This is a genomic window from Lentzea fradiae, from assembly GCF_900100955.1.
Classification (GTDB): Bacteria; Actinomycetota; Actinomycetes; order Mycobacteriales; family Pseudonocardiaceae; genus Lentzea; species Lentzea fradiae.
In genome coordinates this window covers 203,497-229,999 of record NZ_FNCC01000014.1, presented here as the reverse complement: position 1 = coordinate 229,999, position 26,503 = coordinate 203,497, and the positions used below count along the sequence as shown (strand labels likewise).

Here is a 26,503-nt window from a genome sequence, read left to right as displayed (position 1 = left end):
CTCAGGCCATGACGTCGGGCGGGTTGGTGAAGTACTCGTCGTCGGGCCGCGTGTCCTTGCGCTCCAACTCCGACTTCGGTTCTTCCTCGTCGGTTCCGTCCCCCGCGTATCCGTTCGGCATCTGCGCCTTCACGAACTCGAGCGCGGGGCTGTCGCCGACGAAGTCCGTCATGATCTGGACGACCCTGCCGGAGGCGTCGCGCTGGGCCTTGGCAGCGGCGGCGAGCACCGCGGAGGCGATCTCACCGGGGTCCATGCCGCGGGCCTCCGGCTTGATCTTCAGGTCGGTCAGCACGCCCGTCGCGTTGACCGTCGCCGTGATCAGGCCGTCCGGGGAGCTGGCGCTCCCGCCCACCCCTCCCAGCTGGTCGCGGGCCTGCTCGGCGTTCTGCTTCGCCTGCTCGATCTTGGCCCCGTACTGCGCCAGCCACTGGTCCGGGTCGATGGGCTGCATGGTCACCCCCGTTGAGTGAATTGGTCGTTCGTTCGATTCGCCGTAGACGCCCGTATCGTTTCACCCGTTCCCTGCTCATCGATACTTTGAGCCGGATTACCGCCATCCGGGCTAACGAAGGGGTGCACCGTGCCTGAGGGGGTGCTGGAGATCGACCGGATCTCCAAGCGCTACGGGGAGGTCGTGGCCCTGCGGGACATGTCTTTCGACGTGCGCGCGGGCGAGCTGTTCGGGTTCGTCGGCAGCAACGGCGCCGGCAAGACCACGACCATGCGCATCGCCCTGGGCGTGCTCGCGGCCGACTCCGGCGAGGTGCGGTGGAACGGCAGGACCGTCGACCTCGACACGCGCCGCCGGATCGGCTACATGCCGGAGGAACGCGGGCTCTACCCGCGGATGAGGGTGCTGGACCAGCTGGTCTACCTGGCCGAGCTGCACGGCATGGACACCAACGACGCCCACCGCAGCGCGGACAACTGGATCGCGCGGCTGGGGCTGCGCGACCGCCGCTCCGACGAGGTGCAGCGGCTGAGCCTGGGCAACCAGCAGCGCGTCCAGCTGGCCGCCGCGCTGGTGCACGAGCCGGACGTGCTGGTGCTCGACGAGCCGTTCTCCGGCCTCGACCCGGTCGCGGTCGACGTGATGAGCCAGGTGCTGCGCGAGAAGGCGTCCGCCGGGGTGCCGGTGGTGTTCTCCAGCCACCAGCTCGACCTGGTGGAACGGCTGTGCGACCGGGTCGGCATCGTCAGCGCGGGCTCGCTGGTCGCCAGCGGCACGGTGGACGAGCTGCGTTCCGGCGGCACCCCGCGGCTCGTCGTGGAGTCGCCCTCCGCCGACTGGGCTGCCACGCTGGAGGGCGTGCGGGTGGTCGAGCGGAACGGGACGCGCTGCGTGCTGGAGCTCGCCGAGGGCGTCGACGACCAGGTCGTGCTGCACGCCGCGCTCGCGGCGGGTCCCGTGCACGAGTTCTCCCGCCAGCGGCCGTCGCTGACCGAGCTGTTCCGCAACGTCGTCACCACCGAGAGCAGGAGCTCATGAGGTCGTCCCGAGCGGTCTCGCTGGTGGCGAAGCGCGAGTTCGTCACGCGCGTGCGCACGAAGTCGTTCCTCGTCGGCACCGCGGTGATCATCATCGTGCTCGCCGGGTACGTGGTGCTGCAGTCCGTGCTGTTCGACGACCAGCGGCACAGCGTCGTCGGCCTGTCGGGGCAGGCGACGCAGCTCGCGGACCCGCTGCGGGAGAAGGCGGCGGCGTTCGGCGTCGATCTCGAGACGCGAGACGTCACGACCGTGCCCGACGCCGAGCGGCAGGTGCGCGACGGCGGGCTGGACGCGCTCGTGACGGGTGCGCCACCGGCGTTGAAGATGATCGTCAAGGGCTACGGCGACGAGGTCCTCACGACGGCGCTGAACGACGTGCTGCGCCAGCAGGTCCTCGTCGCGCAGCTCGCCGAGGCCGGTCTGTCCCCGCAGCAGGTGGCGCAGAACCTGGCGAACGTCAGCGTGGCCGTCACCGCGCTGGAACCCGTTGACCCGCAACGAGGTCAACGCCTCGCGGTCGGGCTGATCGTGGCCGCGCTGCTGTACTACTCGCTGCTCGTCTACGGCACGATGGTCGCGCAGGGCGTGGTCGAGGAGAAGTCCAGCCGGGTCGTGGAGATCCTGCTCGCGACCCTGCGGCCGTGGCAGCTGCTGCTGGGCAAGGTGATCGGCCTCGGCGCGGTCGGCCTGCTGCAGCTGCTGGTGATCTCGGTGGCCGGGCTCGCGCTCTCCTCCGCGTTCGACGTCGTCGACGTGGGGGCGCTCGGCGGAGCCGCGTTGCTGACCGGTGTGCTGTGGTACCTGCTCGGCTTCTTCCTGTACGCCACGGTGTTCGCGTCCGCCGCGTCGCTCGTGTCCCGGCAGGAGGAGCTCCAGTCGGTGCTGACGCCGATCAGCATGACGATCATCGCGGCGTTCGTGGCCGGCATCAACCTGATGATCGGCGACCCCACCGGCACCGCCGTCACGGTGCTGTCGCTGCTGCCGCCGTTCGCGCCGATCCTGATGCCCGGCAGGATGGCGCTCGGCGTGGTCCCGGCGTGGCAGGTGCTGCTCGCGGTCGTGCTGGCGCTGGCGGCCGTCGCCGCCATCACCTGGCTGGGCGGCAAGGTCTACTCGAACGCCGTGCTGAGGACCGGCGCGCGGGTGAAGCTCCGCGACGCCCTCAGGTCCTGACGTCCTGGTACCGGTCGAGCGCCACCCGGCGCTCGACCGCGTGGTCCACGATCGGCGTGAGGTCCGCGGAGTCCGGCGCGTACCGGCGCACGTACGCGCCGTCCGGGTCGAACTTCTTGGCCTGCGTGGCAGGGTTGAAGATCCGGAAGAACGGCGCGGCGTCGGTGCCGCAGCCCGCGACCCACTGCCAGTTGTGCTGGTTCGAGGCCAGGTCGCCGTCGACCAGGTGCTCCATGAAGTGCCGCGCGCCCCACCACCACGGCAGGTGCAGGTCCTTCACCAGGAAGCTGGCGACGATCATGCGCACCCGGTTGTGCATGAAGCCCTCCCGCAGCAGCTGCCGCATCCCGGCGTCGACGATCGGGAAGCCGGTGCGGCCCTGCTTCCACGCCTCGAACAGCTCCAGGTCGTCGTCGTGCACCATCCGGTCGAACTTGCGGTCGTAGTTCTGCCGCGCGGTCTCCGGCCGGTGCCACAGCACGTCGGCGTAGAACTCGCGCCACGCCAGCTCGTCGCGGTACGTGCCTTCGCAGTCCCGCAACAGCGTCCGCGGGTGCAGCACACCCCAGCGCAGGAACGCGGACATGCGGCTCGTGGCGTCGAGGTCCGGCCTGTCACGGGTCTTGTCGTAGTCCGGCAGCCGTTCGTCGCGGAACTTCTCCCACAACGCCAGCGCGTCCGGCAGCTTCTCCCGCACCGCGGGAATCCCGGTGCCACCGCCGAACCTCATCCAGTCCACAGTGGACGCGTCGGTCTCCGCGGGCTGACGCCAGCCGTGTTCCAGCCAGGCGTTGCGGAACGGCGTGAAGACCTTGAACGGCGTGCCGTCCGCCTTGCGCACCCGCCCCGGCGCCACGGCGTAGGGCGAGCCGGAACGGACGAGTTCGATGTCCCCCAACGCTTCCTCGACCGCGGCGTCACGTTTCCTGCCGTATGGCCCGAAGTCCGCGGAGATGTGCACGCTGCCCGCGCCGATCTCCCGCGCCACGCGGGGAACGACCTCGGCCGGGTCGCCGTGCACGACCGCCAGCCGGCCGCCGAGGTCGTCGTTCAGGGCGTGCAGACACCGGTGCAGGAACTCGATCCGCGGCTTGCCGGACGGCTTCAGCAACCGGTCGTCCAGGACGAACAACGCGAGGGCGCGGGGTGACCGCTCCGCCGCTTCGAGCAGGGCCGGGTGGTCGGCCGTCCGCAGGTCGCGGCGGAACCAGACGACCGAGGGTTCGGAACTCACCACCCGACGCTAAGACGAGAGGGGCGCACCCGCATGACAGGTGCGCCCCTCTCGGGTGAACCAGGAGAGATCAGCGGTTCTCCATCGCGACGAAGTCGCGCTCGGTCGGGCCGGTGTAGATCTGCCGCGGGCGGCCGATCTTGGTGGCCGGGTCGTTGATCATCTCGCGCCAGTGCGCGATCCAGCCGGGAAGGCGGCCGAGCGCGAACAGCACCGTGAAGAACTTGGTCGGGAAGCCCATCGCCCGGTAGATCAGACCCGTGTAGAAGTCCACGTTCGGGTAGAGCTTGCGGGAGATGAAGTAGTCGTCCGCCAGCGCGGTCTCCTCCAGCTGCTTCGCGATGTCGAGCAGCTGGTCGTCGGCGCCGAGCTTGTTGAGGATCTCGTCGGCCGTCTTCTTGATGATCGCGGCACGCGGGTCGTAGTTCTTGTAGACCCGGTGGCCGAAGCCCATCAGGCGGACGCCGTCCTCCTTGTTCTTGACCTTGTTCACGAACGAGGCGACGTCGCCGCCGTCGTTCTTGATCTTCTCCAGCATCTCCAGCACCGCGCTGTTCGCGCCGCCGTGCAGCGGGCCGAACAGGGCGTTGATGCCAGCGGAGATCGACGCGAAGAGGTTCGCCTCGGAGGAGCCGACCAGGCGCACGGTCGACGTGGAGCAGTTCTGCTCGTGGTCGGCGTGCAGGATGAACAGCAGGTCGAGCGCGCGGACCAGGTCCGGGTCGAGGTCGTACGCCTCGGCCGGGAACCCGAAGGTCATCCGCAGGAAGTTCTCCACCAGGCCCAGCGAGTTGTCCGGGTAGAGGAACGGCTGGCCGACCGACTTCTTGTAGGCGTAGGCCGCGATGGTCGGCAGCTTGGCCAGCAGGCGGATCGTGGAGATCTCCACCTGGTTCGCGTCGAAGGGCGACAGCGAGTCCTGGTAGAAGGTCGACAGCGCCGACACCGCGGACGAGAGCACCGGCATCGGGTGCGCGTCGCGCGGGAAACCGTCGAAGAAGCGCTTGAGGTCCTCGTGCAGCAGCGTGTGGCGGCTGATCTTCTGCGAGAAGTCCTCGAGCTGCGCGGCGGTCGGCAGCTCGCCGTAGATCAGGAGGTAGCTGACCTCGATGAAGTTCGAACGCGCGGCCAACTGCTCGATCGGATACCCGCGGTAACGCAGAATTCCGGCGTCACCGTCGATGTAGGTGATCTCGGAGGAGCAGGAGGCAGTGTTGACGAAACCGGTGTCCAGGGTTACCAGACCGGTCGTCGACAGCAGCTTGCCGAGATCGATGCCGGACGCGCCTTCGGACGCCCGCACCACCTTCATCTCGAGCTCTCCGCCCCCGTGGCGCAGCGCGACGGTCTGTGGGTCGTTCGGCGCAGTCGTCGCGTCGGGCATTCAAGTCCCTCTCAACGCTCGGACGGGGTGGCGACAGGTCGCACGGCCTGCCGACGTCTCGGACCACCCCGTTGGGATCTGAGTCTTCAAGTTCTCCCACGCTAGTCGGCGAATGGCCCGACTCGCAGCAGCGGTGTGAACCGATTCTGTGAGATGGGACCGGCATCACACCTGTGACACCAGTGCCTAGCGCGGCTCCACCACGGTAGTCGGATTCGCCCGGTTATCCAGCCAGCGCTGCGGTGAGTTCGCTCGCACAAGGGGGCTCGGCGCCGGCACGGGAACATGTGATCGCAGCAGCGGCTCCGGCGTACGTCAACGCGTCGGTCCATTCTCCCGCCGTGAGAGCGAGGACCTTCTCACGACTCAACGCATCGTGGTCGTGCAACCACGCGAGCAGGGCACCTTGCACCGTGTCGCCCGCCCCGATCGTGTCGACGACTTCCACCTTCACGGGTGGCACGTCGACCCTTTCCGTGGCGGTGATCACGGAAAGTCCGTCACCTCCCTTGGTCAGCACGACTGCCGCCGGTCCCTGTGAAATCCACGTCCGTGCGATCTCGATCACGTCGCCGCCCTCGGCCAGCCACTCGGCGTCCTCGACGGAGACCTTGAGCAGCCCGACATCCGGCAGCCACGACCGGAACCGGGCGCGGTAGGCGTCCGGATCGTCGATGAGCCCTGCCCGGATGTTGGGGTCGAGCGCCGTGAGCAAACGCTTGCCCTCGCGCCGCAGCACCGTCTCGTAGACCGAGGCGCCGGGTTCCAGCACGAGCGAGAGCGTCCCGAACGACACCGCGCGCACCTCAGCGGGCAACGGCCCGGGGTCCCGCACGAGCCGGTCCGCGGTGCCGTCGACGTAGAACGAGTAGCGCGCCGACCCGTCACCGGCCAGCCCCACGACGGCGAGCGTGGTGTTCTCCTGTCCACGTTGGACCAGAGAGGTGTCCACGTTCGACTCGTGCAGCCGCTTCAGCAGCTGCTCGCCGAAGTGGTCGGACGACACCCGCGACAGGAAGCCCGCCGGCACGTCCAGCCGCCCGAGCGCCACCGCCACGTTGTACGGCCCGCCGCCGAGCTTCGGGGCGAGCGGCGCGAGCTCGTCGTCTCCCACCGGCACCATGTCGACCAGTGCCTCACCGGCAACCACGATCACTGCGTCACTCCTCGCGTCACTCCTCCGGGGAAGCGCCCGTCCGCTGCAACCCATCCAACAGCAGCTCCCCCAGGGCGGTGAACGCCTCGGAGTGCGAAACACCTGCCCGTTTCGTGAGGACGCCCGTCTGGATGCCCTCGATGAGCAACCCGGCCATCTCGGCGAACAGCGTGGCGTGCACCTCGCGGAACACGTGCAGGTCCACGCCGTCCTGGATGAAGGACTTGATGCGTTCGGCGGCGGCGCGGGCGTTGCGCTCGTAGGTGGCGCGCGTGGGCGGGAAGTCGGACACGTCCGCGATGAACGCCGCCGACGCCTTGCTCAGCTCCTCGGCCGCCCCCGCGAGGTAGCTGCCGATCCGTGCGCGTACGTCACCGAGGCCCGCGATGCGCTTCTCGATGCGTTCCGCCGCGCCTTTGAAGTACCGCCCGACCACCCGCACGGCCAGCTGCTCCTTGCTGCCCGCGAGCGCGTACAGCGTCGACTTGGAGCAGTGCAGCCTGGCCGCGACGTCGTCCAGCGTGAGATGCCCGAAGCCCTCGGCGAGGAACAACGCCTCCAACCGGGTGAGCAGCTCCGCCTGCCGCTGCGTGAGAGCCCGCGTCATGTGACGACCCTGCCACACTCACTGGCAGCTGTACTGCACAACGTCCTAGAGTACAGCTACCAGTACACCACCGGAGGTCGACGATGCCCGCCGAGCGACTGCTCCCCACCCAAGAGGCCGAGGACCTGATCGCGCTGGTCAAGGAGATCGCGCGGGACGAGCTGAAGCCCCACGCCGCGGACGCGGAGGAGAACGAGAAGTTCCCCCGCGAGGCGTTCCGCCTGCTCGGCAGGGCGGGTCTGCTGGGCCTGCCGTACGCGGAGGAGTTCGGCGGCGGTGCGCAGCCCTACGAGGTGTACCTGCAGGCCCTGGAGGAGATCGCCGGGGCGTGGATGACGGTCGGCGTCGGCCTCTCCGTGCACGTGATGTCCTGCTACGGCCTCGCCACCTTCGGCACCCGCGAGCAGCAGGAGCGCTGGCTCCCCGAGATGCTCGAGGGCGAGCTGCTGGGCGGCTACGCCCTGTCCGAGGTCCAGGCGGGCTCCGACCCGGCCGCCATGTCGACCAGGGCCGTCCGCAAGGGCTCCGAGTACGTCGTGAACGGCACCAAGGCGTGGATCACGCACGCGGGCGCCGCCGACTTCTACACCCTGATGGCCCGCACGTCGCCCGAGGGAGGCCGCGGCATCTCCTGCTTCCTCGCCCCCGGCGAGACCCCCGGCCTCACCGCGCTCACCCCCGAGCGCAAGATGGGCCTCACCGGTTCCATCACGGCCCAGCTGGAGTTCGCCGACGTCCGCTTCGGCACCGACCGCCTGATCGGTGACGAGGGCGACGGCCTCAAGATCGCACTGTCCGCTTTGGACTCCGGCCGACTCGGCATCGCCGCCTGCGCGGTGGGCCTCGCCCAGGCCGCCCTCGACGAGGCGGTCGCGTACGCGAAGACCCGCACGCAGTTCGGCCGCCCGATCATCGAGTTCCAGGGCCTGGAGTTCCTCCTCGCGGACATGGCCGCCGCCGTCGAGTCGGCACGGGCCACCTACCTCCAGGCGGCCCGCCGCCGCGACCGCGGCCTCCCGTTCCGCCAGCAGGCGTCGATCGCCAAGCTCATCGCCACCGACGCGGCGATGAAGGTGACGACCGACGCCGTCCAGGTGCTCGGCGGCGCCGGCTACACCCGCGACTTCCCGGTGGAGCGCTACATGCGCGAGGCGAAGGTCCTGCAGATCTTCGAGGGCACCAACCAGATCCAGCGCCTCGTCATCGGCAGGGGCCTGCGCTAGTCAGCCCACAAGCCGACCTCCCCAACCGACCTCCCCAACCGACCTCCGCAGCCGATCTCCGCAAGGCGCCCATCCACGACACGCCGCCCCGCCGACACGCACACACCGCCCCGCCGGTGCGTACGCGGGGCGCTTGCGTACTGCGTGACAGTACGAAAGGGCCCCGCGTGCGCGTCGGAAACACGAAAGGGGTGCGGGTTTGAGGGGGTGGGCGCTCAGCGCTCGCGGTAGAAGGGGTCGGCCACGACCCCTTCGCCGAGGCCCTCGTCGAACGCGTACACCTCGCGCCCCTCGACGAACACCCGCAGCGCCCGGCTCATCACGTCCAGCGGGTCGCCCGACCAGATGACGACGTCGCCGTCGAGACCGGGCTTCAACGCGCCGACGCGGTCCTCCAGCCCCATGATCCGGGCGGGGTTGACCGTGATCGACCGCAGCGCCGTGTCGCTGTCGAGCCCTTCCTTGACCGCGAGCGTCGCCTGGTGCACCAGGAAGTGGATCGGCACGACGGGGTGGTCGGTCGTGATCGCCAGGTCCACCCCCGCCCGCGCGAGGATGCCGGGGTTGCGCAGGCCGCGGTTGCGCAGCTCCACTTTGGACCGGCTGGTGAACAGCGGCCCGATGATCACCGGGATCTGCTTCTCGGCGATCACGTCGGCGATCAGGTGTCCCTCGGTGCCGTGGTTCAGGATCAGCTTGTACCCGAACTCCTCGGACAACCGGATGGCGGTGGCGATGTCGTCCGCCCGGTGCGCGTGCTGGCACCACGCCAGCTCACCCTGGAGGACCTTGCCGAGGACCTCCAGCGTGTTGTCGCGGTCGAACGGCTTCCCGTCCTTCTCGGCGTCGGCCTTCCTGGCGAGGTAGTCCTGGGCCTTGGTCAGCGCGTCCCGGATGACCGCCGCGACGCCCTGCCGCGTGGCGGGCAGCTTCTTCTGGTCGCCGTACACCCGCTTCGGGTTCTCGCCGAGCGCGCTCTTCACGCTGACGGCTTCCTTGAGGAGCATCTCGTCGACGGTCCGGCCCCAGCACTTGACCGCGACCGTCTGCCCGCCGATCGGGTTGCCCGACCCCGGCTTGATCACGGCGGTGGTGACGCCACCGCTCAACGCGTCGGCGAACCCCAGGTCAGCGGGGTTGATGGCGTCCAGCGCCCGCATCCTGGCCCCGACGGGGTCGGTCATCTCGTTGGTGTCCTGCCCGGCCCAGCCCTCGGCCTCCTCGTGCACCCCGAGGTGCCCGTGGGCCTCGACGAACCCTGGCAGCACCCAGGCGCCGTCGGCGTCGACGACCTCGACGCCGTCCGGCACGTCGACGTCGGCGCCGACCGCGACGATCTTGCCGTCCTGGATGAGAACGGTCCCGCCTTCGACGGGCGCACCGTCCACGGGCACGACGTAGCCACCGGTGATAGCGATGTTCATGGTTAGCGACGCTAACGTTTTGGCGGCCGGGAAGCCACCCCCGCGGTCAGGACGCCAGCGGGCTGATCCCCCAGCGGGCGCCCCAGTTCTCCCCCGGCGCGACCCAGATCAGGTCCGTTCCGGAGTTCAGCGCGTCGGGCGGGCAGGTCATCGGCTCGACGGCCACCGCCCGCCCCCGCCCGGGGTAGGAGTCGGGCGTGTACACCTGCACCCAGCGGAACACCGGGTCCGCCCAGATCTCCACGCCGCCGCCGTCGCCGGAGACGAGCGTGTGGTGCACCAGGCCGTCGGGTCCGGGCACGCACCCGCCGAACGGCGTGTCGAGGTCCATCCCGGCGAGCGGCCTCCCGCCCCGGAAGTCGAGCTCGGTCCCCTCGACGGGCACCGCGGCACCGGACGGGACCATCCGCTGCCGGTCCAGCGGCAGCACGGTCGTGGCGGCCAGCGTGAGGGTGCAAGAATCGGTGGCGGCGTTGCCCGCCCTCGGGTACGGGTGCGTGCCCACGCCGAACGGCGTCCGCACGTCCCCCACGTTCTTGACGCCGTGCGTGACCGTGAGCCCGGAGTCGTCCAGCGCGTACGACACGGTGACCCGCAAAGCGCCGGGCCACCCCGCCTGGGGCTCGATGTCGGCCACCAGCGACACCAGCGACCCGGTGTGTTCGAGGACGTCCCAGGGCCGCCGCCGCAGCAGTCCGTGGATGGCGTTGCCCCGAGCCGGCTCGGTGACCTCCAGCCGCTGCTCCACCCCGTCCAGCCGCCACACCGCCCCCGCGGTCCGGTTGGGCCAGGGCACCAGCACGGCGCCGGCGCTCATGGGCGGCTTCTCGTCGGGCCCGAACGTCTCCACGTACGGGACGCCGTCCACCTCGAACGACCGCAGACCCGCCCCCACGGTCGTGATCACGGCGGTGGCACCCTCGTACGAGATCCCCAGCATGGGACGAAGCCTACGGGGCCAATGGAAGGATCTCTCCATGAAGGTTCACCACCTCAACTGCGGCACGATGCGTCCCCCGATGGTGGCGGGCGGCATCGTCGCGCACTGCCTGCTGATCGAGACCGAGCAGGGCCTGGTCCTGGTCGACACGGGTTTCGGCACGCACGAGGTGAGCGACCCCAAGGCCACCATCGACCCGCTGAGCCGCACCCTGCTCAAGCCGGTCCTCGACATCAACGAGACCGCGATCTCGCAGGTCGAGAAGCGCGGCTACCAGGCCGACGACGTCCGGCACATCCTGCTGACCCACCTCGACATGGACCACGCGGGCGGCCTGCGCGACTTCCCGAAGGCCACCGTGCACGTCCTCGACTCGGAGTTGGCGGCGGCGACCAACCCGCGGGGCGTGAAGGAGAAGGCCCGGTACCCGAAGGCCCAGCGGGAGGGCGTCACGTTCCGGACCCACCAGGCCGAGGGCGAGACCTGGTTCGGCTTCGAGGCCGTCAAGGACGTCGAGGGCCTGCCCGGCGACATCCTGATGGTGCCGCTGCTCGGCCACACCCGCGGCCACACGGGCATCGCCGTCAGGTCCGGCGACAGGTGGCTGCTGCACGCCGGTGACGCCTACTTCTACCGCGGCGAGGTCGAGACGCCGCCCAGCAACATCATGGCCCTCAAGCTCACCGTGAAGCAGACCGAGACGCTCCGCGCGCAGCGGCTGTCCAATGTGGAGCGTCTGCGGGAGCTGAAGGCCAGTGGTGAGGCCGAGGTCTTCTGCGCCCACGACCCGGTCGAGCTGGCCAGGCTGGCGTGACGTTCATCCGGCAGGTCCGCCTCGACCACCGCGACGACACGCACCGCTACCCGTTCACGCTCCCGGTAGTCCGGCACCTGCTCGATCACCCGGTCGAGCTGCGCACGCCGGTCACGTTCCTGGTGGGCGGCAACGGCGCGGGCAAGTCGACGCTGGTCGAGGCGATCGCGGTGGCGGCGGGGTTCAACGCCGAGGGCGGCACGCAGTCGTTCCGCTTCGCGACGAAGGCGACCGAGTCGTCCCTCGGCGAGTACCTGACCCTCAGCTGGGGCACCCGCAAACCCCGCACCGGGTTCTTCCTGCGGGCCGAGTCGTTCTACAACGTCATCACCGAGATCGACCGGATCGGCGCGGGCATCCACAGCTCGTACGGCGGCAGGTCGCTGCACGAGCGGTCGCACGGCGAGAGCTTCCTGGACCTGATGACGCACCGGTTCGGCGGACGCGGTCTCTACGTCCTCGACGAGCCGGAGGCCGCCCTGTCCGTGCAGGGCTGCCTCACGGTCCTGCGGCGGATGCACGACCTCGTCCGGGAGGGCTCGCAGTTCATCATCGCCACGCACTCGCCGATCCTGCTCGCCTCGCCGGGCGCGACGATCCTGGAGATCACCGACACGATCGACGAGGTCTCCTACGACGCGGCGGAACCGGTCGCGCTCACCCGCAACTTCCTGGGCGACCCCGGCCGGTTCCTGGCGCACCTGCTGGACTGACCGCTACTTCCCCAGCTTCCCGGGGTCGATCTCCACCTTGCCGTGCAGCACGCGGTTGACGCCCCACAGCACGAGACCGGCGAGCAGCAGCCACCCGGCGATCTTGTAGTCGTCCCACGGCCGGCCGGACAGCACCGGCATCGCGAGGTAGGCGCAGGTGATGGCGCCGAGCACCGGGGCCCACGTCGGCGCGCGGAAGTGCCGGTGCTCGACCTTCTCCTTGCGCAGCACGAGACACGCGACGTTGACGATGGCGAACACGACCAGCAGCAGCAACGACGTGGTGCCGCCGAGCTTGCCGATGTCCGTGGTCGACACCAGGATCACCGCGACGCCGGTCGTGAAGACGATCGAGATCCACGGCGTGCGGCGGGACGGGTGCACGACGCCGAAGAACCTCGGGATGATCTTCTCGTTCGCCATCCCGTACAGCAGCCGCGACGCCATCAGCATGTTGATCAGCGCCGAGTTGATGACGGCCAGCAGGCCGATCAACGCGAACACCCACAGCGGGAAGCCCGGAGCACCGACCGTCACGACCTTCAGCAGCGCGCTGCTGCCGGCGGCGGCGAGCTCTTCCGACGGGATCAGCAGCGACGACGTGATCGCGACGAGCACGTAGATCAGGGCCGCGACGGCCATGCCGACGAGCATCGCGCGCGGGAAGATCTTGACCGGGTTCTCGCACTCCTCCGCCATGTTCACCGAGTCCTCGAACCCGACCATCGCGAAGAACGCGAGCGCCGTGGCCGAGGTGATCGCGAGCGTGATGGTCGAACCCTCCGGCACGTGGACCTCGGTCAGCCGGGACGGCTCGCCGTCGCCGGCCACCACCGCGTACGCGCCGATCAGGATGATGATGACCAGGCCCGACACCTCGATGCAGGTCAGCACCACGTTGGCCTTGACCGACTCCGACACGCCGCGGAAGTTGACGACGGCGAGCGCCGCGATGAAGGCGATCGCGAGCGCCGTGAACAGCAGCGACTCCGGCGCCAGTGCGACGTCGAAGAACTCCACCAGTACCTGCCGCAGGTAGGTGCGGCCGAAGGCGAGGGCGGCCGACGAGGCGGACGTGATGCCCGAGCACATCACCGCGAACGCGACCATGAACGTCAGGAAGTGGATCTTGAAAGCCCGGTTGGCGTAGAGCGCCGCCCCCGCCGCCTTCGGGTACTTCCCGACCAGTTCGAGGTAGCTGAACGCGGTCAGGAACGCCACGACGAACGCGAGCAGGAAGGGCAGCCAGAGCGCGCCGCCGATCTTGCCGGCCACGTTGCCGGTGAGCGCGTAGATGCCGGTGCCGAGGATGTCGCCGACGACGAAGAACAGCAGCAGCTTGGGGCCGATGGCCCGGTTCAGCTCCGGTTGCTCCGTCTGTGGGGTCGCTTCAGCCATGCCAGGGGATTCTGCTACTCGCGCGCCACCACCTGAGCGACCAGTCGATCACCTCACCCATATGGTGTAGAGATGAGACGCACGGCAACGCTGCTCGCCGCGGTACTGGCGCTGACCGCCTGCACGTCGCCGGAGCCGCCCGCCGCACCGGCGCGGCACTCCGACGCGAAGAGCCTCGTGGCCGCCGTGTCCAAGGCCGTCGGTGAGAAGAAGACCTACCGGTTCGCCATCGCGCCGCCGACGACCGGGGGCGTCACGGCTCCGGCGAACGGTTCCGTGCGGCTGGGCGACGTCCCGAGCGTCGACGCCACGACGAAGCGTCCTGTGCAGACCGGCGGCCAGGACGAGGAGCTGAGGTTCGTCTCGACCGCGCCGGACACCGCGTTCGTGAAGCTGCCCCCGGTGTTCGGGCTCGCCCCGGACAAGCCGTGGGTGAGGCTCGACCGCGAGGACACCGACGACTTCACGAACACGATGCTGGGCTTCTACGACGTGATCCACCAGCAGGCCGTGTTCACCACCTACCACCTGCCGGTGATCGAGGCGGGCGGTGAGGTGAAGCTGATCGCGCAGACCGGCGAGCGCACCCGGTACTCGATCGCCATCGACTACCAGCGGGCCTACGACACGCTGACCGACGAACGCCTGCGCGCGGAGCTCAAGCTCGCCCTCGACCAGGGCGTCACGACCACGGCGGCCGAGGTCGAGCTCGACGGAGCCGGCCTGCCGGTCCGGATCAGGTTCTCGACGCAGTTCCAGAACGCGCTGATCGTGGACGAGGCCCGGTTCACCGACTGGGGCGCGGACGTGCGGATCGCCGAGCCCAGGGAGAACGAGATCAGCTCGCGGAACTGATCCGGTAGCGCCAGATCGCGGGCAGCAGCGTCACCATCACCACGGTGCCGACGACCACCAGCAGCCCGCCCACCGACACGGCCGCCGCGGTGCCGAACGCCGCGCCGCCCGTGCCGTGCAGCAGGTCCGCGAGGCGCGGCCCGCCCGCGACGACGACGATGAAGACGCCCTGCATCCGTCCGCGCATCTCGTCCGTCGCGGCCGACTGCAGGATCGCGCCGCGGAACGCCATCGACACCATGTCCGCGGCACCCGCGAGCGCCAGGAACGCCGCCGCCACCCACAGCGAGCCGGCGAGCCCGAAGCCCGCGATGGCGATGCCCCAGCCCACCACGGCGAGCACCAGCGCGACGCCGTGCCGGTTGATGTTGGAGATCCACCCGGACGTCAGGCCGCAGACCACCGCGCCGATCGGGATGGCCGCGAACAGCACGCCGAGCGCGAAACCGCCGCCCGGCGGGTCGCCGAACGTGTGCTGGGCCATCTCCGGGAACAGCGCCCGCGGCATGCCGAACACCATCGCGATGATGTCCAGCAACATGCTCGCCATCAGGACCTTCTGCGCCCAGAGGTAGACGAACCCGTCGAGCACGTCCCGCAGCCCCGCGCGCCGCACCACCCCGTCCAGCGGGGGCATCGGCGGCAGCATCCACACCGCGTAGACGGCGGCGATGAGCGCGATAGCGTCCACCAGGTACAGCGTCGGCAGCCCGACGACCGGCATCAGCGCACCGGCGAGCAGCGGCCCGAGCACCGCGCCGAACTGCATGACGGTCGAGCCGAGCGCTCCGGCCGACGGCAGCAGCTCCGCGGGCACGAGCCGGGCGATCGACGCCTGCCGCGCCGGTGAGTTGGCCGCGAAGAACACCTGTTGCAGGCCGAGCAGCGCGATGACGAGCCACACCGAGCCGATGTTCAGCGCCGCCTGCGCCCACAGCAGCACCGACGAGACGGCGATGCCGGTGTTCGTGACGAGCATCAGCTTGCGGCGGTCGACGGTGTCCGCGATGGCACCGCCCCACAGCCCGAAGACCAGCAGCGGCACCAGCGCGACACCGGCGGAGATGCCGACCCACGCGGACGAGCCGGTGAGGTCGTAGACCTGCTTCGGCACGGCGACGGCGGTGAGCTGGGAGCCCACCGCCGTCACGATCGTGGAGAGCCACAACCTGCGGTACGCGACGATCTTCAACGGTCTGGTGTCGATCACGAACGTCGATCGCGCGCTCTTCCCCGCAGTGGCCACTTCGTTAGCCTATGACAACTAACAAGCCTTTTTCGTCAGCCTGTCGCCGACACCACTCGACGGTGCGAGGAGCGTCAGACGCGCACGGGGTAGACCGGCTCCGGCACCTTCGGGCTGATCCGGCCCTCGACGAAGATCCCGTGCCAGATCATGAAGCACAGCACCGACCAGAGCTGCCGGCTGCGGTCGAACTGCTCCGACCTGTGCTCGGCGAGCAGGTCGAGCACGGCGTTCTTGTCGAGCAGGTGCCCGGTCTGCGAGTCGTTGATGATCCCGCGAGCCCAGTCGTACATCTCCGCGCGCAGCCAGTGCCGGATCGGCACCGGGAAGCCCAGCTTCGGCCGGTTCAGCACGTGCGGCGGGATGATCTTCGCCAGCGCCCTGCGCAGCGCGTACTTGGTCGTGCCCTCGGTGAGCTTCTGGTCGAGCGGCACCTCGGCCGCGATCCGGAACACCTCGGGGTCGAGGAACGGCACCCGCAGCTCGATCGAGTTGGCCATGGTGACCTTGTCGGCCTTGACCAGGATGTCGCCGCGCAGCCACGTGAACAGGTCGATGTGCTGCATCCGCGCGACCGGGTCCCAGCCCTCCGACTCGCGGTACCAGGGCGCCGTGACGTCCTGGAACCCGACGCCCTCGACGTAGCCGGGGAACACCGCCCGCACCTGCGCGTCGCTGAAGTTGCGCGCGTTGCCGTAGTAGCGCTCCTCCAGCTTGAGCGACCCGCGCCTGAGCAGGTCCTTGCCCCGCACACCCTCCGGAATGGACTTGGACACGGCGCCCATCAGCTTGCGCACGCTGCCCGGCACCTTCTCGAACGGCGACAGCGACAACGGCTCGTGGTAGATCACGTACCCGCCGAACAGCTCGTCCGCGCCCTCACCCGAGAGCACCGCCTTGACGTACTTCCGCGCCTCCTTGGCGATGAAGTACAACGGCACCAGCGCCGGGTCCGCCACCGGGTCGTCGAGGTACCACAGGATCAGCGGCAGCTCTTCCATCATCTCGTCCGGCGACACCGTCCGGACGACGTGCCGCACCCCGATGGCCGCCGCCGTCTCGGCCGCGACGTCCACCTCCGAGTACCCCTGCCGGTCGAACCCGCTGGTGAACGCGATGAGGTTCGGGTTGTGCTGCTTCGCGAGCGTGGCCGTCGCCGTCGAGTCGATCCCGCCCGACAGGAACGCCCCGACCGTCACGTCCGGGTCGGAGATCATGTGCTTGGCCACCGAGTCGCGCATGACCTCGGCGATCCGGTCGTACAGCGCCTCCGCCTCGTGCGCCCCGTTGACCGGCCGCGGCGAGAACACGGGCTTGAAGTACCGGTTGAACAGCACCTGCCCACCAGGGCTGACCTTGAACGACGTCCCCGACTCCACCCGCCGGATCGCCTTGTGCAACGACTCGGGCTCCGGCACGTACTGCAACACCAGGTAGTGCTGCAACGCCTTCTCGTCCAGCTCCTGGCTGATCCCCAGCACCCCGGTGAGCTGCAACAAGCTCTTCTTCTCCGACGAGAACGCCACCCCACCGGGCCCGGAGGCCCAGTACAACGGCTTGATCCCGAACGGGTCCCGCGCCCCGAACACCACGCGCTCCTGAGCGTCCCAGATCATGAACGCGAACATGCCGCGCAGCTTCTTGACCCAGTCGGCCCCGAGGTAGTGGTACCCGGCGACGATCGACTCCCCGTCCCCCTTCGTCTTGAACTGGGCCCCGAAGTGCATGGCCAGCTCGGCCCGCAGCTCCTGGTAGTTGTAGATCTCGCCGTTGAAGTTCAACGTGTACCGCGTCGGGTTGTCCGGCGGCCCCCACACCAGCGGCTGGTGGGAGTGGTCCAGGTCGATGAACGCCAGCCGGTTGAACCCGTAGACGACCTCGGCATCGGCCCAGGTGTCCTGCTCGTCCGGCCCGCGGTGGCGCTGGCAGCGCAGTGCTGCGGCCACAGAGCCGCGCGCGCTGGCCGCGGCGGCTTCGGTGGAACAGATGAGTCCGAGCACTCCGCACACGTGAAATCGCACCTCGTAGCTAGCTGTTGCCGAAATCCCAGTATGCAGGTGTGGGTTCCGGACCCTTCGACAGCCTGAGGACGTGCGAGGACGGGCGCAGGTTCCAGCCGGCCCCCACCCGCCTCACGCGCCGGGCTCGGCCGGCTCGGCACGGACCCGCTCCCGGTCAGCCCCGAACCACGAAAACGGGCGCCTCCCCCCGCCCACAGGGGAAGACGCCCGCCCACCGCTCAAGCCCTACGGGGCTACTCGCTCCATGCGCCACCCGTCCCGCCCGAGCCGGAACCGCAGCCGGTCGTGCATCCGATCCCGCCGCCCCTGCCAGAACTCGACCTCCTCCGGCCGGATCCGCCACCCACCCCAGTGCGGCGGCACGGGAATCTTCTCGGTGTCCGCGAACTGCCGCTCGATCTTGTGCAGCGCCGACTCCAAAGTGGATCGCCCGTTCACCACCCGTGACTGCGGCGAGGCCCAGGCCCCGATCTGCGACCCACGCGGGCGCGAAGCCCAGTAGGCGGCCGTCTCGGCCGGCCCGACCTTCTCGACGACGCCGCGGACGTGGGCCTGCCGCTGCATCGCGAACCACGGGAAGGTGGCGGAGGCGTAGCGGGTGGCCATCAGGTCGTGCGACTTGTTCGAGGTGTAGTTGGTGAAGAACACCAGCCCGCGCTCGTCGAGTCCCTTGGCGAGCACCGTCCTGGAGGACGGGCGGCCCTGGGTGTCGGTGGTGGCGAGCACCATCGCGTTGGGCTCGGGCAGTCCGGCGCCGGCGGCCTGGTCCAGCCACAGCTGGAGCTGTTCGTGCCAGGTGGCGGCAAGCTCCGACTCGCTCAGCGAGCCCTGCTCGTAGGACACGCGCATCGCCGGAAGTGCGATGTTCGTGGTCTCCGTCATCGGCGAACCTCCCAGTGAGCGGGCAGAACTCGTGGTCCCTGGACCCGCGACCATACGCACGGCGCACGTTTCCCGAAACCGCCTGCGTGGTGATGACGCCCACCCGAGCGGTGACTTTCCGTGGTTTGGCGGTTCTGGATCGAAACCGGGATCGAGTCAGATGGCGTCCAGCACCCGTGTGATCGTCACCACGTCGTCGCCCAGCGCGGTGACGAGACTTCCGCCTGCTGCCAACGGAACGGCGCTCCACCACTCCCCGCCGAGCGCCGGTCGCGTCACCCCGTCGAGCACCACCTCGGTGCCGATGACGCGCTTGCCCGCGAGGCCGGCCGCGGACGCGTCGAGCTCGCGGTCGCCGACGACGAGTTGTTGATGCAGCAACGGTTTGCCGCAACGGGTCGCGCGCACGGACGTGGTCAGGGAGCCGGGGTCCTCGCCGGTCCGGCCGAGCACGAGCACCTCGCGGGTTCGCAACTGCGCGTGACCGTCCAATTCGGCCTCGACCACGGCCGTGTGACGGGCGCGGCTCGTGACCACGGTGGGTTCCGGGAGGTAGTGGACTGATCCCTCGATCAGGAAACGGGTTTCGGACGACGAGGCGTCACCGGACGAACCGGGCAGCAGCAGGGTCGCCGCGACGCCGCGGAGCTCGAGCGAGGCTCCAGGTCCGACCTCGACGGTCAGGGACAGCGAGTCGCCGCCCAGCGGGGCCGTGACCGACGAGACGAGGTGCACCAGCGCGACGGGTCCCACGCGGCGGTGCGGCACCAGCGTCAGGGGTGACTGCGAACGCAGGACCCGCACGACGCTGTTGCCGTGCGGGTCCCGCGTGACGACCAGGCGTGCGGTGGCCTTCACAGCTGGGCCAGCACCCACTTGGCGACCTCGGGCGCCTCCGGGGTCTCGACGAGCGACTGCGCGATCACCGGCAGCTCGCCGCGCATCCGGTGGGCGTCGGAGACCATGACCTCCATGTCGGCACCGACGAACGGCGCGAGGTCGACCTTGTTGATCACCAGCAGGTCGGCGGTCGTGACGCCGGGGCCGCCCTTGCGCGGGACCTTGTCGCCGCCCGCGACGTCGACGACGAAGATCTGCCGGTCGACCAGGCCGCGGGAGAACACCGCCGTCAGGTTGTCGCCGCCGCTCTCGATGATCACCAGGTCCAGGTCGGGGAAGCGGTGCTCCAGGCGTTCGACCGCGTCGAGGTTCGCGGTGATGTCGTCGCGGATCGCGGTGTGCGGGCAGCAGCCCGTCTGCACGGCCTCGATGCGCGACGGGTCCAGCACGCCCGCGCGGCGCAGGAAGTCGGCGTCCTCGGTCGTGTAGATGTCGTTGGTGACGACCGCCAGGTCCAGCTGCGACCCCAGCGCGCGGCAGAGGGCGGCCGTCAGCGCGGTCTTGCCGCTGCCGACGGGGCCGCCGATGCCGATGCGCGGCGCCTTGCCGTGGTGGTGACCGTGCGGGTCGGGCCCGTGGTTAGCTCCCAAAGAGACGCACCCCTTCACGTCGAACGTGTGCCTCCGCCAAGAGGTCCAAGGCGGGCGAACCGAGTGCGGGCAGCTCCTTGGCCGCCCGTGCGGCGACGTCCTCGACGCCGAGCGCCGCCACGACCGCGTTGACCCCGAACGGGTCGAGCCCGAGCAGCCGCACCGCCGCCGACGCCGGACCGCTCACCGCCAGATAAGCGCAGGTCAGCGCCGCTTCGTACGGGTCGTCGACGAGCACGCCGATCACCAGCGGCTGGTGCGGGTCGCGCGGCAGCTCCTCCAGCCGCGCCGACGGCCAGGCGCGCCGGGCGGCCCGCAGCATGCCGCGCCCCTGCGCTCTGGACGCCTCGCGCTGGGCGGGCGACGGCGTGCGGGCGTCCAGTTCGGCGTCGAGCACGGCCAGGTCCTCACCGCGTGCCGCCGCCGCCGCGAAGCCCGCCGCCAGCAGCCCGGACGTGAGCAGCCGGCCGTGCAGGAACGACCGCAGCGACGGCTCGTCGTGCACGAGCCCGCGCGCGGCGGCCTCCTCCAGCCCGCCGGAGTGCACGTGGCCGCCGCCGGGGAAGCGGGAGTCGGCGAGGATCAGCGCGGTCAGCATCAGAACAGGAAGTACCGCTGGGCCATCGGCAGCTCGGCGACCGGCGAGGGTTCGACCAGGTCGCCGTCGACGTGCACGGCGAAGCTGTCCGGGTCGACCCGCACGTCCGGCATCGCGTCGTTGAGGACCATGTCCGCCTTGGTGACCGAACGGGTGTTGGCCACCGGCAGCAGCCGCCGCGCGTACCGGTCGCCGAGACCCGCGTCGATCGCCTGCTGCGCCACGAAGAACACGCTCGACGCCGCCCCGGCCGTCGCGCCGAACATCGGCCGCGCCCACACCGGCTGCGGGGTCGGGATCGACGCGTTGGCGTCGCCCATCGCACCCCACGCGATGAAGCCGCCCTTGAGCACCACGGACGGCCGCACGCCGAAGAACTTCGGCTCCCACAGCACGAGGTCCGCGAGCTTGCCGGGCTCGACCGAGCCGACCTCGTCGGCGATGCCGTGCGCGATGGCCGGGTTGATCGTGTACTTGGCGACGTACCGCCGCGCCCGCAGGTTGTCGTCCATCGTCCGGCGTCTGGCCATCACGTGCGCGGTCTGCCAGGTCCGGATGATCACCTCACCGACGCGGCCCATCGCCTGGGAGTCCGACGAGATCATGGAGATGGCGCCGAGGTCGTGCAGCAGGTCCTCGGCGGCGATCGTGGTGGGCCGGATGCGCGACTCGGCGAACGCGAGGTCCTCCGGCACGGACGGGTTGAGGTGGTGGCAGACCATCAGCATGTCGAGGTGCTCCTCGAGCGTGTTGACGGTGTGCGGACGCGTCGGGTTCGTCGACGACGGCAGCACGTTCGGCAGCGAGACGACCCGGATGATGTCCGGCGCGTGCCCGCCGCCCGCTCCCTCCGAGTGGTAGGCGTTGATCGACCGACCGGCGATGGCGTCCACTGTGGACTCCAGGAAACCGGCCTCGTTCAACGTGTCCGTGTGGATCGCGACCTGCACGCCGGACGAGTCCGCGACCCGCAGGCACGCGTCGATCGCGGCGGGCGTGGTGCCCCAGTCCTCGTGCAGCTTGAACCCGCCCGCGCCACCGGCGAGCTGTTCCTCCAGCGCCTCGGCCGAGACCGTGTTCCCCTTGCCCAGCAACAGGACGTTGACCGGCATGTGGTCCATCGACGTCAGCATCCGGCCGAGGTTCCACGCGCCGGGCGTGACGGTGGTGGCCTTCGTGCCCTCGGCAGGACCGGTGCCGCCGCCGACCAGGGTGGTGAGCCCGGACGCCAGCGCCTCGTCCACGATCTGCGGGCAGATGAAGTGCACGTGGCAGTCGATGCCGCCCGCGGTGAGGATCTTCCCGTTGCCGGACAGGATCTCCGTGGACGGACCGATGACGAGATCGGGGTGGACGCCGTCCATCGTGTCGGGGTTGCCGGCCTTGCCGATCGCGACGATCCGCCCGTCCCGCACCCCGACGTCGGCCTTGACGACGCCCCAGTGGTCCAGGACGACAGCGCCGGTGATGACCAGGTCGGGAGCGCCCTCGGCACGGGTCGCGACGCCCTGCCCCATCGACTCGCGGATCACCTTGCCGCCACCGAAGATCACCTCGTCGCCGGAACCCGTGCCGCGGCTCAGGTCCTCGGTGACCTCGATGAACAGGTCGGTGTCGGCGAGCCGGACCCGGTCGCCGACCGTCGGCCCGAGCAGCTCGGCGTAACGCTCGCGGTCGATCATCGCTGCAACCCCCGCACGATCCTCAAGCCTGCCAAAGGAACCAGCGTGACCTCGCGCTCGACGCCGGGCTCGAACCGCACGGCGGTGCCCGCCGGGATGTCGAGCCGGTAGCCGAACGCGGCCTCGCGGTCGAACTCCAGGCCGGTGTTGACCGACGCGAAGTGGAAGTGCGAGCCCACCTGGACGGGCCGGTCGGCGACGTTGACGACGGTCATCGTCACGCGCGGGCGGCCGGGGTTGAGCTCGACGGGCTCGGGGCCGACGACGACCTCGCCGGGCGCCGGTCCGCCGGAGGGGGCGATCGGGTGGTGCACGGTGACGAGCTTGGTGCCGTCCGGGAAGGTCGCCTCGACCTGCACCGAGTCGATCATCTCCGGCACGCCCCGCATGACCTGCTCCGGCGCGAGCACGGTGCGCCCGCTCTCCATCAGCTCGCTGACCGTGCGGCCGTCCCGCGCACCCTCCAGCACGTGGTCGGTGACCAGCGCGACGGCTTCGGGGTAGTTGAGGAGCACCCCGCGTTCGAGGCGGCGCCGGGCCACGTCGGCGGCGACGTGCACGAGGAGCTTGTCGCGTTCATGCGGCGTCAGATGCACCCGGCCGTTCTAACACGGGAAAGCTCAAGATCGTGGAGTGGAAACACGGCTGAAACACAGACGCGTGTCCATCGACCGGTTGACAGCCGGGGTCAGCGGTGCGGTCGTCCCGCGAGAGGGGTGCCGAGCAGCAGGATCTTCCCCATGAACGCGATCCGGGTGAGGGGCCTGACCAAGGCTTACAAGGGCCATCGGGCGGTGGCGGGGGTGGACCTCGACGTCGCTCGCGGCGAGGTGTTCGCCGTGCTCGGCCCGAACGGGGCAGGGAAGACCACGAGCGTGGAGATCCTGGAGGGGCACCGCGACCGCGACGGGGGCGAGGTGAGCGTGCTGGGCGTCGACCCGGCCGAGGGCGGCCGGGAGTGGCGTTCGAAGCTCGGCATCGTGCTGCAGAGCGCGACGGACGCCGCGACGCTGACCGTGCGCGAGGCCGTCCGCCACTACGCCGGGTACTACGCCGACCCGCGCGACCCGGAGGAGGTCATCGACCTCGTCGGGCTCACGGAGAAGGCGAAGGCGCGCGTCGGCACGTTGTCCGGCGGGCAGCGGCGGCGGCTGGACGTGGCGCTCGGCATCATCGGCCGCCCCGAGCTCGTCTTCCTGGACGAGCCGACCACGGGGTTCGACCCCGAGGCGCGGCGCCAGTTCTGGGGTCTCGTGAAGCGGCTGGCCGCCGAGGGCACCACGATCCTGCTGACCACGCACTACCTCGACGAGGCCGAGGCGCTCGCCGACCGCGTGGCCGTGCTCGCCGGTGGCCGGATCGTCGCCGAGGGCACCCCGCGCACGCTGGGCGGACGCGCCAACGCCGACGCCACGGTCCGGTACCTCGCCGCCGGCGGCTACACCGAGATCCGCACCTCCGAACCCGCCAAGACCATCGCCGAGCTGGCGCGCCACGGCGAGCCGGCCGAGCTGACCGTCACCCGCCCGTCGCTGGAAGACGTCTACCTGGAGCTGATCAAATGACCACGGCGACCACCACGCGACCGGCCCTGCCCTCGCCCCTGCGGCTCGGCCTCGCGAGGGGCGGCAGCGAGCTGCGGGAGTTCTTCCGGCAGAAGGAGAACCTCATCTTCACGGTGTCGCTGCCCGCCGTGCTGATGCTGCTGCTCGGCACCGTGTACGTGAAGGAGGCCGCGGCGGCGCAGATGTTCGCGGCCAGCATGATCGGCGCGGGCATCATCTCGACGTCGTTCGTCGGGCTGGGCATGAGCGTCGTGGGCGACCGCGAGGACGGCACGCTCAAACGGTTGCGCGGCACGCCGATGCCGTTCACGTCCTACTTCATCGGCAAGATCGTCCTGGTCTTCGTGTCCAGCCTGGTCGAGGCGGCGCTGCTCGCCGTCGTCGGCATCGTGCGGTTCGACCTGCAGCTGCCGACCAGCCTGGACAAGTGGCTGACGTTCGCGTGGGTGTTCTCGCTCGGCGTCATCGCGTGCTCGTTGATCGGTGTCGCCCTGAGCGCGCTCGCGAAGTCCACCAAGACCGCGGCGGGCGTGTTCAACCTGCCGTACGTCGTGCTGCAGTTCCTCAGCGGCGTGTTCATCATGCAGTCGGCGTTGCCCGAGTCGCTGCGGACGGTGGGATCGTTCTTCCCGCTGAAGTGGGTGTGTCAGGGTTTCCGTTCGGTGTTCGCACTGGACGACGGCTACGCGGTCATGGAGGCGGCGGGATCATGGGAGCTGGGCAGGACCGCGCTGGTGCTCGGGGCGTGGACGGTCATCGGCCTGGTGCTCGTCGCCAGGACGTTCAGGTGGAGCAACACCAGTCGCTGATCACCTGGTACGTGCTCTTCGCGATCACCCAGGCCACCGCGCTCGTCCTGATCCTCATCGACACCGGCGGCCTCGCCGACCGGCTCACGTCGGCAGGGCTGCTGGCCCTCAACGGCCTGTGGTTCCTCGCTTACGGCAGGAAGCTCATGCAGCGCGAGGTGGAGGACTGGCGCGGCCTCGTCTACGCCGCCGGGTCGCTCGCGACGTTCGCCCCGGCGGTCTGGTTCAGCGGCAACGCGACCTTCGCCCTGTTCGGCCTGGTCCCGCAGGTCTACATGGTCCTGCCGACCACCTGGGCGTTCCTGCCGATGGTGCTGTTCGTCTTCACCCCGCAGATCCTGACCTGGGCCGCGGGCGCCCAGCCCGCCCTGCCGTGGCCCGCCGCGCTGCTGATCGTCAGCTTCTCGCAGGCGTTCGGCTGGGCCATCAGCCGCATCGCGCAGCAGAACGCGCAACGCGGCGAGCTGCTGCAACGCATCGAGGCGCTGACCATCGAGGCCGAACGGGCGCGCTGGTCGGCGGAGATCCACGACACCCTGGCGCAGGGCTTCACGTCGATCATCACGCTGTTGCAGGGCGCCCAGCCGAACGTCGAGCTGGCACTGCGGACCGCCCGCGAGAACCTGCGCGAGGCACGGGCTCTCGTCGCCTCCAACGCACCGTCCCCTCTGGACGGTTCCACTGTGGAGGACGCGTTGCGCCGCCTGGTCTCCGCCGCTCCGGTGCCGTCGACGTTCCGCGTGATCGGCGACCCCGTGCCCCTGGCCACGTCCGTCGACGTGGTGCTGGTCCGCACCGTCCAGGAAGCGCTGGCGAACGTGGCACGCCACTCCGAGGCGTCCAGCGTGGACGTGGTGCTGCGCTACGACCCGGACGGCGTGTCCCTGGAGGTGCGCGACGACGGCCGCGGCTTCGGCGACGCCCCGGAGGGCTTCGGCCTGCGGGGCATGCGCGCACGGCTCGAACAGGTGGGTGGCACGCTGTCGCTCACGACCGACGAGGGTGCGTCGGTGCTGGTGGAGGTGCCGCTGTGATCAGGATCCTGCTGGTGGACGACCACCCCGTGGTGCGCAGGGGACTGCGCGGGATGCTCGTCGCCGACGACCTGGAGGTGGTCGGCGACGCGGGGTCCGGCCAGGAGGCCGTCGACCAGGCGGCCCTGCTCAAGCCGGACGTCGTGCTGATGGACCTGCGCATGCCCGGGATGGACGGTGTGGCCGCGACCGCCCGGATCGCCGGCACCGGCCCGCGGGTGCTGGTGCTGACCACGTACGAGACCGACTCGGACATCCTGCGCGCCGTGGAGGCCGGTGCGTCCGGCTACCTGCTGAAGGACTCGACGACCGAGGACCTGATCGCGGCCATCCGCGCGGCGGCGCGGGGCGAGACCGTGCTGGCGCCGTCGATGGTCGCCAAGGTCGTCGGGCAGGTGCGGACGCCTCCCCTGTCCGCGCGGGAGGCCGAGGTGCTGCGGCTGGTCGCGAAGGGGCTGTCGAACGCGGAGATCGGGCGGGAGCTCTTCATCTCGGAGGCGACCGTGAAGACGCACCTGCTGCGGGTGTTCAACAAGCTGGGAGTGTCGGACCGGACGGCGGCGGTGACGACGGCGATGGACCGGGGCATGCTCCGGTAACCGCACGTCACGCGGGCGTTCGGTGTTGTTCGCCGGTTCCCGGAGGGCCTGGCCGGGACCCCGTGTCAGACGCACCTCGAGTGACCCACGACACCCGCCCGACACGTCCCCGCCACCGGCCTGCAACACTGTGAACTCCGGCAACGGCGCCGGTCAGGT

Annotated in this window: 26 protein-coding genes; 10 read left to right on the top strand and 16 right to left on the bottom strand. The window is 70.1% G+C overall.

Annotation, left to right across the window (positions count from 1 at the left end):
- Nucleotide 1: 1 nt before the first annotated feature.
- The gene (locus BLT23_RS30790; RefSeq protein WP_090055490.1) at nt 2-454 is read right to left on the bottom strand and encodes a YbaB/EbfC family nucleoid-associated protein; all 453 of its coding nucleotides are present in this window, start codon (nt 452-454) and stop codon (nt 2-4) included.
- Nucleotides 455-583: 129 nt separating this feature from the next.
- Here BLT23_RS30790 and BLT23_RS30785 point away from each other — a divergent pair, with 129 nt between their 5' ends.
- Entirely contained in the window at nt 584-1,492 is a 909-nt protein-coding gene (locus BLT23_RS30785) for an ABC transporter ATP-binding protein (RefSeq protein ID WP_090055347.1), read from the top strand.
- On the top strand, nt 1,489-2,670 hold the full coding sequence (locus BLT23_RS30780) for an ABC transporter permease (protein WP_090055342.1): 1,182 nt from the start codon (nt 1,489-1,491) through the stop codon (nt 2,668-2,670). The genes BLT23_RS30785 and BLT23_RS30780 overlap by 4 nt, the downstream gene beginning before the upstream one ends.
- Here BLT23_RS30780 and BLT23_RS30775 read toward each other — a convergent pair.
- The 4 genes from BLT23_RS30775 to BLT23_RS30760 form a co-directional block, all read right to left on the bottom strand.
- Nucleotides 2,660-3,907: a cryptochrome/photolyase family protein gene (locus tag BLT23_RS30775; RefSeq protein ID WP_090055338.1), complete on the bottom strand. Its 1,248-nt coding sequence runs from the start codon at nt 3,905-3,907 to the stop codon at nt 2,660-2,662. The genes BLT23_RS30780 and BLT23_RS30775 overlap by 11 nt on opposite strands.
- Nucleotides 3,908-3,974: 67 nt before the next feature.
- Nucleotides 3,975-5,288 (bottom strand): citrate synthase, encoded by a 1,314-nt coding sequence (locus tag BLT23_RS30770; protein ID WP_090055336.1) that lies wholly within the window; start codon nt 5,286-5,288, stop codon nt 3,975-3,977.
- 223 nt (nt 5,289-5,511) lie between these two features.
- On the bottom strand, nt 5,512-6,444 hold the full coding sequence (locus tag BLT23_RS30765; protein ID WP_090055333.1) for a carbohydrate kinase family protein: 933 nt from the start codon (nt 6,442-6,444) through the stop codon (nt 5,512-5,514).
- Nucleotides 6,445-6,460: 16 nt separating this feature from the next.
- Entirely contained in the window at nt 6,461-7,051 is a 591-nt protein-coding gene (locus BLT23_RS30760; protein ID WP_090055328.1) for a TetR/AcrR family transcriptional regulator, read from the bottom strand.
- Nucleotides 7,052-7,134: 83 nt separating this feature from the next.
- Between BLT23_RS30760 and BLT23_RS30755 the strand changes: the two genes are divergently transcribed.
- Nucleotides 7,135-8,274 (top strand): acyl-CoA dehydrogenase family protein, encoded by a 1,140-nt coding sequence (locus BLT23_RS30755; RefSeq protein WP_090055324.1) that lies wholly within the window; start codon nt 7,135-7,137, stop codon nt 8,272-8,274.
- Nucleotides 8,275-8,489: 215 nt separating this feature from the next.
- On the opposite strand, the gene BLT23_RS30750 is transcribed toward BLT23_RS30755, so the two are convergent.
- Both BLT23_RS30750 and BLT23_RS30745 read right to left on the bottom strand, forming a co-directional pair.
- Nucleotides 8,490-9,698 (bottom strand): amidohydrolase, encoded by a 1,209-nt coding sequence (locus tag BLT23_RS30750; RefSeq protein ID WP_090055320.1) that lies wholly within the window; start codon nt 9,696-9,698, stop codon nt 8,490-8,492.
- A gap of 46 nt (nt 9,699-9,744) precedes the next feature.
- Nucleotides 9,745-10,638 (bottom strand): aldose 1-epimerase family protein, encoded by an 894-nt coding sequence (locus tag BLT23_RS30745; protein WP_090055318.1) that lies wholly within the window; start codon nt 10,636-10,638, stop codon nt 9,745-9,747.
- A 37-nt stretch (nt 10,639-10,675) separates the two neighbouring features.
- On the opposite strand from BLT23_RS30745, the gene BLT23_RS30740 reads away from it, so the two are divergent.
- The gene (locus BLT23_RS30740; RefSeq protein WP_090055315.1) at nt 10,676-11,452 is read left to right on the top strand and encodes an MBL fold metallo-hydrolase; all 777 of its coding nucleotides are present in this window, start codon (nt 10,676-10,678) and stop codon (nt 11,450-11,452) included.
- On the top strand, nt 11,449-12,165 hold the full coding sequence (locus BLT23_RS30735; protein ID WP_090055312.1) for an AAA family ATPase: 717 nt from the start codon (nt 11,449-11,451) through the stop codon (nt 12,163-12,165). Before BLT23_RS30740 ends, BLT23_RS30735 begins: the two co-directional genes overlap by 4 nt.
- Nucleotides 12,166-12,168: 3 nt before the next feature.
- Here the strand turns inward: BLT23_RS30735 and BLT23_RS30730 are convergent, their stop codons facing one another.
- A complete protein-coding gene (locus BLT23_RS30730; RefSeq protein WP_090055309.1) occupies nt 12,169-13,563 on the bottom strand; it encodes an APC family permease in 1,395 nt (464 codons plus the stop codon).
- A gap of 72 nt (nt 13,564-13,635) precedes the next feature.
- Between BLT23_RS30730 and BLT23_RS30725 the strand changes: the two genes are divergently transcribed.
- On the top strand, nt 13,636-14,418 hold the full coding sequence (locus tag BLT23_RS30725) for a hypothetical protein (protein WP_090055306.1): 783 nt from the start codon (nt 13,636-13,638) through the stop codon (nt 14,416-14,418).
- Here BLT23_RS30725 and BLT23_RS30720 read toward each other — a convergent pair.
- The 8 genes from BLT23_RS30720 to BLT23_RS30685 all read right to left on the bottom strand — a co-directional run bounded on the left by BLT23_RS30720 (nt 14,402) and on the right by BLT23_RS30685 (nt 22,933).
- Nucleotides 14,402-15,628 carry an MFS transporter gene (locus BLT23_RS30720; protein ID WP_425434427.1) on the bottom strand — a complete coding sequence of 409 codons (1,227 nt, stop codon included), beginning with the start codon at nt 15,626-15,628 and terminating at the stop codon, nt 14,402-14,404. The genes BLT23_RS30725 and BLT23_RS30720 overlap by 17 nt on opposite strands.
- A gap of 110 nt (nt 15,629-15,738) precedes the next feature.
- Nucleotides 15,739-17,673, bottom strand: a complete 1,935-nt coding sequence (gene asnB / locus BLT23_RS30715) for an asparagine synthase (glutamine-hydrolyzing) (protein ID WP_090055303.1) — start codon at nt 17,671-17,673, stop codon at nt 15,739-15,741.
- A 237-nt stretch (nt 17,674-17,910) separates the two neighbouring features.
- Nucleotides 17,911-18,567 (bottom strand): pyridoxamine 5'-phosphate oxidase, encoded by a 657-nt coding sequence (gene pdxH / locus BLT23_RS30710; protein ID WP_090055301.1) that lies wholly within the window; start codon nt 18,565-18,567, stop codon nt 17,911-17,913.
- A gap of 156 nt (nt 18,568-18,723) precedes the next feature.
- Nucleotides 18,724-19,425 (bottom strand): urease accessory protein UreD, encoded by a 702-nt coding sequence (locus BLT23_RS30705; RefSeq protein WP_090055299.1) that lies wholly within the window; start codon nt 19,423-19,425, stop codon nt 18,724-18,726.
- Nucleotides 19,422-20,057, bottom strand: a complete 636-nt coding sequence (gene ureG, locus BLT23_RS30700) for an urease accessory protein UreG (RefSeq protein ID WP_176946983.1) — start codon at nt 20,055-20,057, stop codon at nt 19,422-19,424. Before ureG ends, BLT23_RS30705 begins: the two co-directional genes overlap by 4 nt.
- Nucleotides 20,047-20,658, bottom strand: coding sequence for an urease accessory protein UreF (locus tag BLT23_RS30695; RefSeq protein WP_090055487.1), 612 nt, complete (start codon nt 20,656-20,658; stop codon nt 20,047-20,049). Before BLT23_RS30695 ends, ureG begins: the two co-directional genes overlap by 11 nt.
- Nucleotides 20,655-22,337 (bottom strand): urease subunit alpha, encoded by a 1,683-nt coding sequence (locus BLT23_RS30690; RefSeq protein ID WP_090055295.1) that lies wholly within the window; start codon nt 22,335-22,337, stop codon nt 20,655-20,657. The genes BLT23_RS30695 and BLT23_RS30690 overlap by 4 nt, the downstream gene beginning before the upstream one ends.
- The gene (locus tag BLT23_RS30685; RefSeq protein ID WP_090055293.1) at nt 22,334-22,933 is read right to left on the bottom strand and encodes an urease subunit gamma; all 600 of its coding nucleotides are present in this window, start codon (nt 22,931-22,933) and stop codon (nt 22,334-22,336) included. Before BLT23_RS30685 ends, BLT23_RS30690 begins: the two co-directional genes overlap by 4 nt.
- Nucleotides 22,934-23,077: 144 nt before the next feature.
- On the opposite strand from BLT23_RS30685, the gene BLT23_RS30680 reads away from it, so the two are divergent.
- Genes BLT23_RS30680 through BLT23_RS30665 form a run of 4 tightly spaced genes read left to right on the top strand, consistent with a single transcriptional unit; the run spans nt 23,078 to nt 26,344 of the window.
- The gene (locus tag BLT23_RS30680) at nt 23,078-23,902 is read left to right on the top strand and encodes an ABC transporter ATP-binding protein (protein ID WP_090055290.1); all 825 of its coding nucleotides are present in this window, start codon (nt 23,078-23,080) and stop codon (nt 23,900-23,902) included.
- The gene (locus tag BLT23_RS30675) at nt 23,899-24,711 is read left to right on the top strand and encodes an ABC transporter permease (protein ID WP_090055287.1); all 813 of its coding nucleotides are present in this window, start codon (nt 23,899-23,901) and stop codon (nt 24,709-24,711) included. Before BLT23_RS30680 ends, BLT23_RS30675 begins: the two co-directional genes overlap by 4 nt.
- Nucleotides 24,690-25,745 (top strand): sensor histidine kinase, encoded by a 1,056-nt coding sequence (locus tag BLT23_RS30670; RefSeq protein ID WP_176946982.1) that lies wholly within the window; start codon nt 24,690-24,692, stop codon nt 25,743-25,745. Before BLT23_RS30675 ends, BLT23_RS30670 begins: the two co-directional genes overlap by 22 nt.
- Nucleotides 25,742-26,344: a response regulator gene (locus BLT23_RS30665; RefSeq protein ID WP_090055282.1), complete on the top strand. Its 603-nt coding sequence runs from the start codon at nt 25,742-25,744 to the stop codon at nt 26,342-26,344. The genes BLT23_RS30670 and BLT23_RS30665 overlap by 4 nt, the downstream gene beginning before the upstream one ends.
- Nucleotides 26,345-26,503 lie beyond the last annotated feature (159 nt).